The organism is Pseudoalteromonas sp. Z9A6 (assembly GCF_011378805.1).
Lineage (GTDB): Bacteria > Pseudomonadota > Gammaproteobacteria > Enterobacterales > Alteromonadaceae > Pseudoalteromonas > Pseudoalteromonas distincta.
In genome coordinates this window covers 65,382-77,450 of the sequence record NZ_WTKZ01000001.1, presented here as the reverse complement: position 1 = coordinate 77,450, position 12,069 = coordinate 65,382, and the positions used below count along the sequence as shown (strand labels likewise).

The 12,069-nt window shown below is 38.6% G+C and carries 14 protein-coding genes; 4 read left to right on the top strand and 10 right to left on the bottom strand.

The window, feature by feature from the left end; genetic code table 11:
• The first annotated feature begins 89 nt into the window (after positions 1-89).
• Positions 90-716 carry a TetR/AcrR family transcriptional regulator gene (locus tag GQR53_RS00315; RefSeq protein ID WP_002959031.1) on the top strand — a complete coding sequence of 209 codons (627 nt, stop codon included), beginning with the start codon at positions 90-92 and terminating at the stop codon, positions 714-716.
• Between the two features lie 66 nt (positions 717-782).
• Here the strand turns inward: GQR53_RS00315 and GQR53_RS00310 are convergent, their stop codons facing one another.
• The 6 genes from GQR53_RS00310 to GQR53_RS00285 all read right to left on the bottom strand — a co-directional run bounded on the left by GQR53_RS00310 (position 783) and on the right by GQR53_RS00285 (position 6,445).
• Positions 783-1,895: a HupE/UreJ family protein gene (locus tag GQR53_RS00310; protein ID WP_165742543.1), complete on the bottom strand. Its 1,113-nt coding sequence runs from the start codon at positions 1,893-1,895 to the stop codon at positions 783-785.
• A complete protein-coding gene (locus tag GQR53_RS00305) occupies positions 1,892-2,917 on the bottom strand; it encodes a hypothetical protein (RefSeq protein ID WP_165742542.1) in 1,026 nt (341 codons plus the stop codon). Before GQR53_RS00305 ends, GQR53_RS00310 begins: the two co-directional genes overlap by 4 nt.
• Before the next feature lie 53 nt (positions 2,918-2,970).
• The gene (locus GQR53_RS00300; protein WP_165742541.1) at positions 2,971-3,480 is read right to left on the bottom strand and encodes an Ig-like domain-containing protein; all 510 of its coding nucleotides are present in this window, start codon (positions 3,478-3,480) and stop codon (positions 2,971-2,973) included.
• Between the two features lie 11 nt (positions 3,481-3,491).
• The gene (locus GQR53_RS00295; RefSeq protein WP_165742540.1) at positions 3,492-5,084 is read right to left on the bottom strand and encodes a DUF4331 domain-containing protein; all 1,593 of its coding nucleotides are present in this window, start codon (positions 5,082-5,084) and stop codon (positions 3,492-3,494) included.
• Between the two features lie 156 nt (positions 5,085-5,240).
• Positions 5,241-5,924 carry an anti-sigma factor gene (locus tag GQR53_RS00290; protein WP_165742539.1) on the bottom strand — a complete coding sequence of 228 codons (684 nt, stop codon included), beginning with the start codon at positions 5,922-5,924 and terminating at the stop codon, positions 5,241-5,243.
• Positions 5,921-6,445: a sigma-70 family RNA polymerase sigma factor gene (locus GQR53_RS00285; RefSeq protein ID WP_007582398.1), complete on the bottom strand. Its 525-nt coding sequence runs from the start codon at positions 6,443-6,445 to the stop codon at positions 5,921-5,923. Before GQR53_RS00285 ends, GQR53_RS00290 begins: the two co-directional genes overlap by 4 nt.
• Before the next feature lie 348 nt (positions 6,446-6,793).
• On the opposite strand from GQR53_RS00285, the gene GQR53_RS00280 reads away from it, so the two are divergent.
• Positions 6,794-8,413, top strand: a complete 1,620-nt coding sequence (locus tag GQR53_RS00280) for a diacylglycerol kinase family protein (RefSeq protein ID WP_165742538.1) — start codon at positions 6,794-6,796, stop codon at positions 8,411-8,413.
• Positions 8,414-8,464: 51 nt separating this feature from the next.
• Here the strand turns inward: GQR53_RS00280 and GQR53_RS00275 are convergent, their stop codons facing one another.
• Positions 8,465-8,773: a VF530 family protein gene (locus GQR53_RS00275; RefSeq protein ID WP_024591820.1), complete on the bottom strand. Its 309-nt coding sequence runs from the start codon at positions 8,771-8,773 to the stop codon at positions 8,465-8,467.
• A gap of 54 nt (positions 8,774-8,827) precedes the next feature.
• On the bottom strand, positions 8,828-9,130 hold the full coding sequence (locus GQR53_RS00270) for a DUF1496 domain-containing protein (protein ID WP_002959040.1): 303 nt from the start codon (positions 9,128-9,130) through the stop codon (positions 8,828-8,830).
• A 126-nt stretch (positions 9,131-9,256) separates the two neighbouring features.
• On the opposite strand from GQR53_RS00270, the gene GQR53_RS00265 reads away from it, so the two are divergent.
• On the top strand, positions 9,257-9,490 hold the full coding sequence (locus tag GQR53_RS00265) for a TIGR02647 family protein (RefSeq protein ID WP_007375551.1): 234 nt from the start codon (positions 9,257-9,259) through the stop codon (positions 9,488-9,490).
• An 11-nt stretch (positions 9,491-9,501) separates the two neighbouring features.
• Here the strand turns inward: GQR53_RS00265 and maiA are convergent, their stop codons facing one another.
• Together maiA and hmgA are read right to left on the bottom strand one after the other, a co-directional pair.
• The gene (gene maiA, locus GQR53_RS00260) at positions 9,502-10,131 is read right to left on the bottom strand and encodes a maleylacetoacetate isomerase (RefSeq protein WP_024591819.1); all 630 of its coding nucleotides are present in this window, start codon (positions 10,129-10,131) and stop codon (positions 9,502-9,504) included.
• Positions 10,132-10,133: 2 nt separating this feature from the next.
• Positions 10,134-11,435 carry a homogentisate 1,2-dioxygenase gene (hmgA, locus tag GQR53_RS00255; RefSeq protein WP_165742537.1) on the bottom strand — a complete coding sequence of 434 codons (1,302 nt, stop codon included), beginning with the start codon at positions 11,433-11,435 and terminating at the stop codon, positions 10,134-10,136.
• Positions 11,436-11,586: 151 nt separating this feature from the next.
• Here hmgA and GQR53_RS00250 point away from each other — a divergent pair, with 151 nt between their 5' ends.
• Positions 11,587-12,018, top strand: coding sequence for a MarR family transcriptional regulator (locus GQR53_RS00250; RefSeq protein WP_165742536.1), 432 nt, complete (start codon positions 11,587-11,589; stop codon positions 12,016-12,018).
• The last annotated feature ends 51 nt before the right edge of the window (positions 12,019-12,069 follow it).

Genomic DNA, 12,069 nt, shown 5'->3' with positions numbered 1-12,069 from the left:
GGCTTTTAAAGCCGCATTACATATTTATATGGCGAGACTATTTATAGCTCTTGCTTTACTGAGTTTATGACTTGGTAGTGGAGTTGAACATGAAGCCTAAAGCAAAAAGGCAAACAGATCCCGCGATAGCACTTGCTAGGCGTGAGCAAATTTTAACAGCTGCTGCAGAGTGTTTTCGCCGTAAAGGTTACCACGGTGCAGGTATGGCAGAAATATCTAAAACGGCAGGGATGAGTGCAGGCCATATTTATAATTACTTTGAAAGCAAAGAGGCGATTATAGAAAGCATTATTGAAAAAGACATGGAAGAAATGTTCTCTATCTTTCAAAAGTTTGAAGATCACCCTGGTGATGTTTTGGCGGCTCTTTTAGATGGCTTAAATATTGGCGTGCAAAGACACATGGATACAGGCTCATGTGTTATCGATTTAGATATGATGGCAGAAGCGGGTCGTAATATTAAAGTCGCTACTCTTTTGCGTGAAACCGATATTCAAGCAAGAGGGCGCATGAGGCAGCTTTTAACAAGCGAGCGAAGTGCGCTCAAAGACATTGATGAGCGTGAACTTGAAAGCCGAATTAATGTTATTTTTTCGATGATGGCAGGGTTATTACTTAGAAAGTTACTCTACCCTGAGCTAACCGAAGAAACGGTACTCATAGCGCTTCGCCCTGCGATGAAAACATTACTGATGCCATTTGATAAAGCGCAGTAACGCTCAAAATAGATAACTAAAAAGTAAGCTAGCCAATATTTTGGCTAGCTTTTTTATTTATACTATTTAAAAACGCTCGATTGACCACTGAAGTGCAACAATTGCGATAGCAACGGAGCCCATTGGCATTAACCATTTTTTATACCAAGTGTAGTGTCGTACATAAATGAGTATTGGTAAGGCTATCAGTAGTATACTAAGTTGACCGATTTCGACGCCTAAATTAAACGCCAAAATACTGAGCAGTTGATAGTCGCTCGACAGGCCAAGCTCGCCAAGTACGCTCGCAAATCCCATCCCATGTAGTAAACCAAAAGCAAAAGTAAGCCAACCTAAACGAAGTACCAACGGCCACACATTATTTAATGCTGCAAATAAAACCGATATAGCAATTCCAAGCTCTACCCAGCGGCTATTTGGTGATACAAGGTTCATAGCGGTGGCGGTAAGCGTAATAGAGTGCGCAAGCGTAAACGCGGTTACTATCCATGCTGTGTGTTTAATAATGTGTTTTTTAGAGCTAATACCTTGCCATGCTTTATTGCTGCGTTTTAAAACACAGGTAAGTAACAAAGCGATCAAAAATAAAATATGATCAATACCAATCCAAATATGTAAAACACCTTGGTAAACGTATTGATTAAAGGTACTTAAATAACTTGTTTGTTCAAAGCTGAACGTTTGTTGTGCTTCATTGATATTAAATACACGAGATACACCGTTAATATTTACGATGGATTTATGGTTAGCATCAGTTTTGAAAAAAGCGGAATAGGAAAGGGTGATTGCTTCATTATCATCACAGCTAAACTGCAGCGGAATTACCAAATAAGGTTGGTTAAAATGGTTATCTAGCTGATAGATACCTTCACTTTTTAAAGGGCATATTTGCGCGCTTTGCGTGATATTTAAACTTTCTTTAATGAAGTTATTAATTGAGCTGCGTTTTGCTTTTATTTCTGACCACGAAATTTGTCCGTTTTTATCTAAATCCAGAGGCACTGCGTGCTCTAAGTCGGCAATATTTATTTGCCAGGTACCCGTGTATAGATTTTTGCTGGTGTCGTTATTGTTCTCGCTATTTAAGGTTATATAACTTGTACTTAGTTGATGGGCAAAGCTGTAAGTTGAAAAAATGCACAGCATTAAAGTGAGTATAAATAGATAAGGCGTTTTCATAGTGTATCTCGTTGCATCGCTTTTGCTTGAATAAGTAATTGCTCATCGGTGCTCATTTTAGCCTGCTGCCAATTAATATGAGCCCAGTAAAGTGCTTTTTCGCGATTTGGTTGTACATCAAGGTAATATTTAGCTAAGTCACTTGCATGAAAAGAATCTTTACGAAGCTCTCGTAGCGTAACTCTTTGCGCCATTGTATTTTGCCATTTTTTATCGCGTTTATTCAGTTTTTTTTCTGCGATTGAAAGTCTTAGCAAAATAGCGTCCTCTAAATTACCTTTATCAGGAAGCAGTACGCTTAATGTATTTAATACTTGTTGTGGTTGGTTTAGAGCAATTTGAATATCGGCCCATAAAACAATTAGGCTCACAGGGGCTTGAACTAAATCTACACTTTGTAAGTGAGACAATGCTTGTTTGTAGTTATTTAAACGATAGCTCATTTCACTTAAAACATGGTTTGTAGCTAGGCTAGTTTGATTATTATTTATAATTTTTACTAATGCTTGGTAGCTGTCTAAAACGCTTTCATGTTGGCTTTGAACATCAAGTACACAGGTGCTAGCAGTAATAGTGCTTACGTGCCCAATTAAGGCGACACAGTGTTTTTTTGCTTGTGCAAACTTACCTTGAGTCATAAATATATTGGCTAGCAATAAATGGCTATTACTATGCTGTGGCTCTTTAATCAAAACGTTGTTAGCAATATCAATAGCTTCGTTGAAAAGGTGCTCTTTTTGTAAAACGCGTGCATATAAGTAACCAATTTGAGATGAGGGTGTTTGTTTATATAGCTGGGCTAAACGGGTTTTAAGTAGCCCCTGTAAACGCTCTGTTTGGCCTACATATTGGCTGTTAGTGACTAATGTATTTATCTCCTCAACAGACAGAGAAGCACTAAGCGTTGAATTACTGTTAGCAATAACTGCATCATCTTTTGGGGTAAAAGGCGCAGCGCTTAATGCAAAGGTCGTTAGGCATAAAGTAATAAATGCGACGGACTTAAAAATTGATAAATGCATTATAAATATCCTTTGAAAAAAGCCATCCATGGCCTGTCAGCTTAATTACTTGGTTAGTTACCGTTTGTTGAAATTAATCCATCAACATCGGTATCTGTGTTTGTAAACACCCGACCGTTAACAGTTAACGGCTCTGCATTTGGCGCTTGATTAAATGCATCGGTTGCAAATTGAGCAAAGTCGACTTGTAGTGCGTCAATTGTAATGTTTACTGTTGCAGTTACTTGCGAATTAAAGCCATCACTTACACCAAACATAAAACTATCTGAACCTGTCACTTCTTTATTTGGTGTATAGGTAAAGTTACCATCGCTATTAACGGTAACAGTTCCAAGAGTTGGTTCACTTGTTAATGAGTAAGTAAGCGAATCGCCATCATTGTCGGTTGCGCTAAGCATATCGGTAATGCTTACTTCAGTTTGTGTAGTTAGCATTGCATCACTTGCGGTCGGCGCTGTGTTTACAACCGGTGTAGGCTGTTTTTTATCATCATCGCTACTACATGCTCCCAATATTAATGCACTGAGGAGAACACAAATATGGGTAGTTTTTAAATTACGCATTATTTTACTCCTTATTTAGAGCCAGCAAGTGGTGTTGCAAGGTATGGGAATGTTGAGTCCATCATTGTTGCATCAATAGGTGCGCCGTCTGTAAATGGCACTGTGCCTGTATTAGCATCCTCTGGTGCACAAAGTCCTAAATCAGTGTCTTCACCATTTACAGGGATAGGATGACATAAACGACCCATCACAACACGTAGTGCAATATCAACCACATCATCACCCGGGCGACGACCATTTGGGAAGCCGGCTAAATCATTACCCGCTACACCAAATGCAGATTGATCAGCTTGCGCTGTTGCTGCAATGCCTGTATTTAAACGCAGCATTTCTGAAGGTGTTACAGTTGCTTGCTGATTAACGCCTGCAAAACCTGTTAAAAATGCAGTGATTAAATCAGTACGCGGGAAGTTTGTGGGTGCCAGTGTTTCTAAGTTTGCGCCAAGGGTCGTATTAACAGCATCTTTAAACAAAATGTTTAATAACTCTGGTAGTGCTGGGTGAGATACATAATCTAAAAATTGTGCATCATCTTTAGGGTGAGCAGTGGAGAATGTGTCCTTGTCTTTAATGCCAATTACAAGCTCGTTTACAAGCGGGCTACCCAAGCGTGAAACTTGTGTTAAAGCACCACCATTAACACCATTATTAGCAAATTTAGCATTAGGATTTAATACGCGAGCTTGAGGGAGGCTTGCTGTTGTCCATGAACCTATTACGCCATTACCTTCACCAACAATACAGCTTTTAGGTATTTCGATAGCGATTGAGGTTACGTTTTTATCTGCAAGGTCGTCGTTATCAGCTGATTGTGTTATGCCACCAGGAAAACCACCGCCGTCACCAGCACCTGGGGCGCTATCACCCTCTACAGGTACATAGTTTACTAAATCAAATGTTTTACCTAGGTTAACTACAAATGGGTCTTTACGTTGCCCTACAAAAACTTGTGCCATGCTTTCACAGTTAGGAATTGAAACCTGATACACAAATTGGTCAGCATAAGTTTGATAATCGCTCATTGAACCAAATGTTTTATTACCCACATAATCAAGCGGTTTAGAAAATGTGCTGGAGTTTGATGCAGTGTTATTTAATACCGTTGTTTCGCCAGTACGCTGCGCGCCGCTTATCATGCTTACTGTGTATGATTCGCTAAAATTTGCAGCGCTGTTATCTCCGGCAGATACACCGCCTACATTTTTAAGCGGTACAGACACGGTGCGTTGATTACCTTCAGGTCCAACAGTTAATTGCACACCTTGGTTATCATTAGGAAGCATGTTTTTAAAGTTAAACGCAAATGTAATATCTTCAACAGCATCGCCGTCGTTATCTATATGAATGCTGTAAGTAGCATCTGGGTCCATTGCAAAGTAATTAGGACCGCCGTATGCATCTTGCAGCGGGATGTAATTAGCAATTAATGTGACGTAATCATCACGACCTTGCTCGTAACTATTAAATACATAAAAATCGGTTGAATCTAAAGTCGGGAAACGGCTTATATTTGGCGCTTCTCTGTGGCTAGATGCTTCACTTGGTGCACTTACAAACGTACTACATATTACTACTGCGAGTATTGATGGAGTTAAAGCTTTCATGACTTTGTCCTTTAATTTTGATTGAAGTCATAGCTAATAACGGGGCGAGATTTAAATTGGATGCAAAAAAGTTAAATTATTTTATTTTTTGTTAAAAAGTTTAAAAGTAGGTTGGCTGCTTTGTGTAAGCAGCCAACTTTGGTCATAATAGTCGGGTTATAAAAGTACCAGCTCTGTGGTGTAAAGCACTTCAGTAGGAGAACCATTTGGTGAGCCACCTATAGGCTCTAAACTCACTGCTAACAATGCGATATCACTTGCGTTGAAGCGGTTATCTTTAAATAATATTTTACTGCCTTGCTTGGGCAGTAAACCCAATGAAATAGGTGCATCTTGACCTTTTAAAATCATCCACAGCTCATAATCTTTATTAGTTTGAGCAACCAATTGGCTGCTAGCTTTAATTGAGAGCCCTTGCTCGCTTACATCAATAAACCACAATGATTGTTTATCTTGATTTTGAACCAAAGCAATTTGCTGAGTTTGCATAACATTGGTACTAGGCTGAATAACCAAAAAGGCTAAAACAATGCATGCGGCAGTTGCCACAAAAGACCATGTACGCCAAATTGAAGGCTTGGTATGTATGACTGTTTTACTTGTTTGTGGTCTGTTTTCAATACGCTGTAGTATATTTACCCATACATCGTCACGTGGCGTTTGCGGTGAAATAGCACTTGCTAAGTTGTTTAGGTTTTGCTCCCACATATTTGTTGCTTCACGTGTTTGATTTGAGTTAAGTAACAGACGCTGAAAACGCTTTCGGGCAAGCCCTCTAAGTGTGCCAAGCACGTACTGCCCAGCAAGCGCGTCTAATAGTTCGGGTTTATTATAATTCATAATGTTAAACACCTTTGTAGCTGCATAAGCCCACGCCTGATCCAGCTTTTAACTGTACCTAAAGGCGTTTCTATATGATCGACTAACTCGCTATGACTCAGCCCCTTATAATAAGCTAAGTGAATAGCTTGTTTTTGTTGCGGCTCAAGCTGTTCGATACAATTGACCAGTTTCGTTTCTTCATCGTAATTAACGTCAACACTTTCATTTTCATATTCGTCATCGCCTAACGACTGCTCTTTTCGTACTTTGTGATAGCGAAGTGAGTCAAGACTTCTGTATCTGACTATACTTATCATCCAACTAATAACGGTGCCTTTAGAGGCGTTATATTCAGATGCGTTATGCCAAATTTTTATAAAAGCGTCTTGTAGTGCCTCTTCTGCATAAGCCCTGTTAGTGAGCATATTTAAGCTAATAGCAAAAAGTTTGCCGCTAGTTTGTTGATATAAACTTGAGAAAGCATTTTTGTCTCCTTGTGCTGTTGCGCACAAAAGAGGGAGTAAATCATCGTTATCCATAGGGGTCCTGTTTTTCTTATTATCATTGAGTAAACGGTTGAGAGTGTGATTTGGATGCAAAAAATTTAATTGCCTTTTAGATTAGCTGCTTTATACGTAAGTACAAGCAATAACCGATCAGTGTTTGAAATTTAGACGTGTAAGTATAATTTATTCACATGTTTGTAAAAAATGCACAAAGAGCGGTCTGTAGTAGATTTTAGTTTATTAATTACTATAGATATCAATGGCCTACTGTTCGCGTTTGAATTTTAAATGGCATTTATATGGCGTGATATTTGCAAAAGACTACTTAAAGCCGTTTAAATTAAGATTATAAATCGGCATTATTTTCACAAAGGAGAGACTATGTGGGCTGCAATTAGTTATTCACTATTAGCACTACTGCTTATTTTTATTGGTTGGGAAGTGAACTCTGTTTATTTTGCTATTGTTTTTTATTGGACTGCGCTGTCACTTTTATTAGTGAGTACCGCGTATATTTTTAATACAGCAAAAATATTTAGAAAGCGTGAAAATGGGGTGATCCCATTTTATATACGGTGGGCGTTTGTGCCATTTTTATTCGGTGTGCAAATTTATAATGCCTGGTCACGTAAGCGCGATAAAGTGCCGCCCATTCAACAAATAAACGAAAACCTATTTTTAGCTTGCCGACTATTTCCCTCAGATATAGACACATTAAAAGATAACGGGATTACGGCGATTTTAGATGTTACGTGTGAATTCGACGGGCTCGAGTGGAGTTCAACACAAGAGAATATTAATTATTTAAACATTCCGGTGCTCGATCATAGTATTCCTACCCATTCTCAGTTAAATCAGGCTATTAATTGGATTCATCACCATATTAAAGAAGACCATCGCGTAGTCGTTCATTGTGCTTTAGGGCGTGGGCGCTCTGTTTTTGTCATGGCGGCTTATTTACTGAGCCAAAACAAAAATGCAGATGTGCATGAAGTACTTGCACAAATAAAAGAAACCCGCGAAACCGCAAATTTAAATAAGCATCAACTTCGCCATTTAGCTAAGCGACATAAAAAAGGCGAATTACTGATTAAAAACAAAGCCGTTTTAATTGCAAACCCTGTATCTGGTACACGATTATGGGAAGAAAAAGAGCACTTAATTGTTGCGCGGCTATCGGATTATTACGATCTGAAAGTACTCACTACTACAAAAGAAGTTAACGGTATTGAGCTGGCTAAACAGGAAATTGCGCAAAATCCGGATATTATTATCGCATGCGGGGGAGATGGTACGGTGGCCGAAGTTGCAAGCGTACTTGTAAATACACAATGTAAACTAGGCATCATCCCTATGGGGACTGCAAACGCCCTTGCGCATGTATTGATGGGTATTACCTCTAAATTTATTCCTGTTGAACAGGCTTGTGACTTAATTATAGATGGTCAAACAAGCATAATAGATACTGCTTATTGTAATAATGAATTAGTACTACTGCTCGCGGGTATTGGTTTTGAGCAATCAATGATAGAAAAAGCAGATAGAGAGTCGAAAAATAAGTCGGGGCAACTTGCCTATTTAAATGGTTTTTTTGAGGCGTTTGGCGAGCAAAAATCGCAGTTACTTAAAGTAAAACTCGATGATAATGAGCCAAAAGAAATATGTACTAATAGTTTTATTGTGGCCAATGCAGCGCCTTTTACAACGTTATTGGCTCAAGGTGGCGGGCAACCTGATCATAGTGACGGGCTACTCGATATAAATTGGTTAACACCAAATAATGAAGATTCAACCACAGTACTAAGTATTGCAGAGCTGATGTTTAGTAGCTTAACGCAAACACATTTAGCTATAAACTCTCACCATACAAATGCCAAAAGAGTAGAGGTTACAGGTGAAGGAGAGCTTAAGTACGTACTAGATGGTGAAGTTAAAACCGCTCAAAAACTAGTTATTACTATTGAGCCGGCTTCATTAAATGTGATTTGCAAAGAGCAATAAATCGCGTTAGTTATAATCAAAAAAGGAGCTAAATTAGCTCCTTTTTTTACATCACTTTTTAATTGATGGCCAAACAAACCCTGTTGTATCCGGCGCTTGAGAAGATGTTTCTCTTGGTGCACTTTTTGGTCTACGAATAGGCTTATTATTTATAGTGTGAATATAAAGTGCTTCCACTTTATCGCGAGCCCAAGGCGTTTTACGCAAAAACTTTAAACTCGATTTAATGCTGGGTTGATCAGTAAAACATTTAATTTTTACTTGCTCGCCAAGTGTTCTCCAGCCAAGTCGTTGTTCTAACTCAACAAGTATTTGTTCTAATGTTACCCCATGTAGAGGGTTTTTAGGTTGATTATTCATAGCCATACTACTTATTTAAACTGCATGCATTGTAGCTTAAATCAGCTTTTAGCGCTAATTCACAGTGATTGTTTTAGGAGCTGTTGGGTAAATAGCATTACCTTGCTTATCTATTTTAAGCCAAATGAGTTGGCTGTTACTGTGTTGGGGTGTTTTAGCACCACACAAAAGTGTAAAAGAGTGAACTTGTATTAATGCCCCTTCGCTATAGCGTTTGTTGTCGTACCAACAGTTAGCTTCTTCATTTACAAACTGGTTTGCATCAATAATTGAATGGGTTTTTAGCGTTGTTGCTTCACTAAGTATTGAATACGATAAGCTGCTAAAACAAAAACATAGAATTAAAAAGTTACGCATTAGAGGCCTTTAAATAGGGAGGGTTAAAAATAATACATTAAGCTAAAAAACGTGCTAGTGTAAAGTACACAAAGTGATTTTAAGTATAAATTTAGTTATTCACATAACAATAAAAAGGTGCACACAATGCAATTTAATCAAACAATGATCGAAGAATTCACACTATTAGCAAAGTTTCCTCGCGACAGTAAAATGCAGGGTATTAAATTACATTCAGACGCAGAGCCAAGCTTACTTAGCGCAGCGCAACGTTTATTTGAAAAAGGGATTATAGATAGCCCAGATGGCGGATATTTAACTGATCTGGGCTTAGATTTAATTGAGCACGTTACGGTTATTCATAGCGCGCTACAAAGTTAATCTAAATTAGCTTAATTTGCATCGGGTTGATTTTGCGGTGCAGCGTCATTAAATGCAGCTAATTTATTACAATGTTCGTAAATGGCTGCAATTTTTGGATAAGCGCTCATATCTACGTTAAAACGAATTGCATTAAATACTTGCGGCACTAAACAAATGTCAGCAAGTGTTGGTTGGTCACCAAAGCAGTAGCCATTATTTTCGTTTAGCATCAGTTCTATTTTTTCAAAACCCACTTCTATCCAATGTCGATACCATTTATTTTTAGCCTCGTCATCAACACCTAATTCGTTTGATAAATACTTCAGCACGCGTAAATTATTAACAGGATGAATATCGCAAGCAATGGCAAAGCTTAAGTTTCTTATTTGCGACTTTTGCCACGCAGTCCCTGTAATTAATGGCGATTGCGGATAAGTTTCATCTAGCCACTCAAGTATTGCAAGCGATTGTGCTAAAACACCATCATTGGTTTCAAGTGCCGGTAGTAAGCCTTGCGGATTAGTCGCTAAGTATTCTTTCCCAAGCTGCTCCGATTTTAAAAGGTTAACAATAGCAAGTTCATGATCGATTGCTTTTAAGTTAAGCGCTATACGCACTCTATAAGCCGCTGATGAGCGAAAGTAGCTGTATAATTTCATAATTAATCCTGTGAACCTGTAAATTGTTTTTTAATTGTGCGCCAGCAATCGGTGTAATTTGGTTGGCGCTCTTTACCTTCTAATGCATATTTTGTCGGTGAAATTATATAGCGCGACTCAAACATAAAGGCCAATGTGTTTTCATATTTTTGTGGTGTAAGCTCAGCGTTTGAGGCTTTTTCAAATACGTCGGCTTCAGGTCCATGTGGCGACATACAATTGTGTAAACTTGCGCCACCAGGTACAAAACCATGCTCTTTTGCATCATACACACCTTCAATTAAGCCCATAAATTCACTCATAATATTGCGGTGATAATACGGCGGGCGAAATGTATTTTCGGCTACCATCCAACGCGGTGGAAATATCACAAAATCGACATTTGCCATACCCTCAGTAGCAGAAGGAGAGGTTAGTACAGTGAATATAGAAGGATCGGGGTGATCAAAGCTCACTGTATTTATTACATTGAAACGCGATAAGTCGTATTTATAGGGCGCACTATTACCCGTCCATGCAACCACATCAAAAGGAGAGTGCTTAATTTCACAGCTAAATAAATTACCGTTAAATTTAGAAACAAGCTCAAAGTCACCTTCTTTATCTTCAAAGGCCGCTACAGGGTATTGAAAGTCTCTGTCGTTGGCATAACCGTTTGCACCAACAGGTCCTCGCTCTGCAAGCTCTAACGCATGGCCATAATTTTCACAAATATAACCACGGGCTGTATTATCAATTAAATCAACAGAGAACTTAATTCCTCTGGGAACTACAGCAATTTCACCTGGTTTAATGCTTAACTTACCGCACTCGGTGTGAATTAATAACTCACCTTGCTGAGGGACAAACAACATTTCGCCATCGGCATTGCAAAAGTAACGCCCTTGCATTGACTGATTAGCGACATATACATGAATGCCAATACCAGATTGCCCATTAGCACTGCCATTAGCAGCCATCGTTACTAACCCATCAATAAAATCAGTAGGCTGTGAAGGCATATCAATAGGATTCCAACGTAGCATTGTTGGTGGTGTTACGGCTTCAGTGATTGGGGCTGTTCTTATTAGGCCGTTATCAATTGCTTGGTAATCACCTTGCACTACAGACGGACGAAGGCGGTAAAACCAAGTGCGACGATTTGAAGCGCGAGGAGCCGTAAATGCAGTCGAACTAAATTGCTCTGTGTATAAATCGTATTTAACTTTTTGTGGGCTAAATTGTCCTATTGGCAGTGCACCGGGTAGCGCTTGTGTTTCAAATTCATTACCAAAACCGGTCATATAACTTAATTGTGTCGCCATTACTGACTCCTGTGAGAGGGGGTTGGTTTAATATTATTTTTATTTCAGTTAAGATACTCTCAAGTGAGACTAATATCAAATGTGCAACTACGCATCCGTGTAAATATTAATGAACACTAAAGTAAGCCTTATAAAGCTGGGATAACTAAAAATGAAAATTGATTTAGCAACGTTTTTACCTTATCAATTAACGAATGTAGCAACACGTGTAAGTAATGACTTTGCCGAGGTTTATCAAACTAAATACGGTTTAAATATTCCGCAGTGGCGAATACTTGCTAATTTAGCGCAATATGGTCAGAGCAACGCAAAGGATTTATGCACGCAAGCAAATATGGACAAGTCGACAGTGTCGCGTGCGGTAAAAGTTTTAATAGATAAAGGTTTAGTGAAAAGTGAGTTAAATGCACAAGACAAACGCGCGGCCTTACTTGTACTGAGTAAAGTAGGTCAAAGCTTATATGAGCAAATAGCACCCGATGCACTGAATTGGGAAAAACAATTACTGAATACTTTAACCAACGAAGAATACGAAGTGTTAGTGGGTATTTTTGAAAAGTTAAATAACAAATTAAAGACATAAAAAAGCCCACCAAAGTGGGCTTTTAAAAGATGTTTTAGGCTACAGTTCTAA

What these genes read in the sequence shown, in the direction of transcription:
- GQR53_RS00285 (WP_007582398.1), bottom strand. Translation starts at nt 6,445, where the DNA reads ATGGATAACGATGATTTACTCCCTCTTTTGTGCGCAACAGCACAAGGA.
- GQR53_RS00280 (WP_165742538.1), top strand. Translation starts at nt 6,794, where the DNA reads ATGTGGGCTGCAATTAGTTATTCACTATTAGCACTACTGCTTATTTTT.
- GQR53_RS00270 (WP_002959040.1), bottom strand. Translation starts at nt 9,130, where the DNA reads ATGCGTAACTTTTTAATTCTATGTTTTTGTTTTAGCAGCTTATCGTAT.
- GQR53_RS00250 (WP_165742536.1), top strand. Translation starts at nt 11,587, where the DNA reads ATGAAAATTGATTTAGCAACGTTTTTACCTTATCAATTAACGAATGTA.
- GQR53_RS00295 (WP_165742540.1), bottom strand. Translation starts at nt 5,084, where the DNA reads ATGAAAGCTTTAACTCCATCAATACTCGCAGTAGTAATATGTAGTACG.
- GQR53_RS00265 (WP_007375551.1), top strand. Translation starts at nt 9,257, where the DNA reads ATGCAATTTAATCAAACAATGATCGAAGAATTCACACTATTAGCAAAG.
- GQR53_RS00305 (WP_165742542.1), bottom strand. Translation starts at nt 2,917, where the DNA reads ATGCATTTATCAATTTTTAAGTCCGTCGCATTTATTACTTTATGCCTA.
- maiA (WP_024591819.1), bottom strand. Translation starts at nt 10,131, where the DNA reads ATGAAATTATACAGCTACTTTCGCTCATCAGCGGCTTATAGAGTGCGT.
- GQR53_RS00315 (WP_002959031.1), top strand. Translation starts at nt 90, where the DNA reads ATGAAGCCTAAAGCAAAAAGGCAAACAGATCCCGCGATAGCACTTGCT.
- GQR53_RS00290 (WP_165742539.1), bottom strand. Translation starts at nt 5,924, where the DNA reads ATGAATTATAATAAACCCGAACTATTAGACGCGCTTGCTGGGCAGTAC.
- GQR53_RS00275 (WP_024591820.1), bottom strand. Translation starts at nt 8,773, where the DNA reads ATGAATAATCAACCTAAAAACCCTCTACATGGGGTAACATTAGAACAA.
- GQR53_RS00310 (WP_165742543.1), bottom strand. Translation starts at nt 1,895, where the DNA reads ATGAAAACGCCTTATCTATTTATACTCACTTTAATGCTGTGCATTTTT.
- GQR53_RS00300 (WP_165742541.1), bottom strand. Translation starts at nt 3,480, where the DNA reads ATGCGTAATTTAAAAACTACCCATATTTGTGTTCTCCTCAGTGCATTA.
- hmgA (WP_165742537.1), bottom strand. Translation starts at nt 11,435, where the DNA reads ATGGCGACACAATTAAGTTATATGACCGGTTTTGGTAATGAATTTGAA.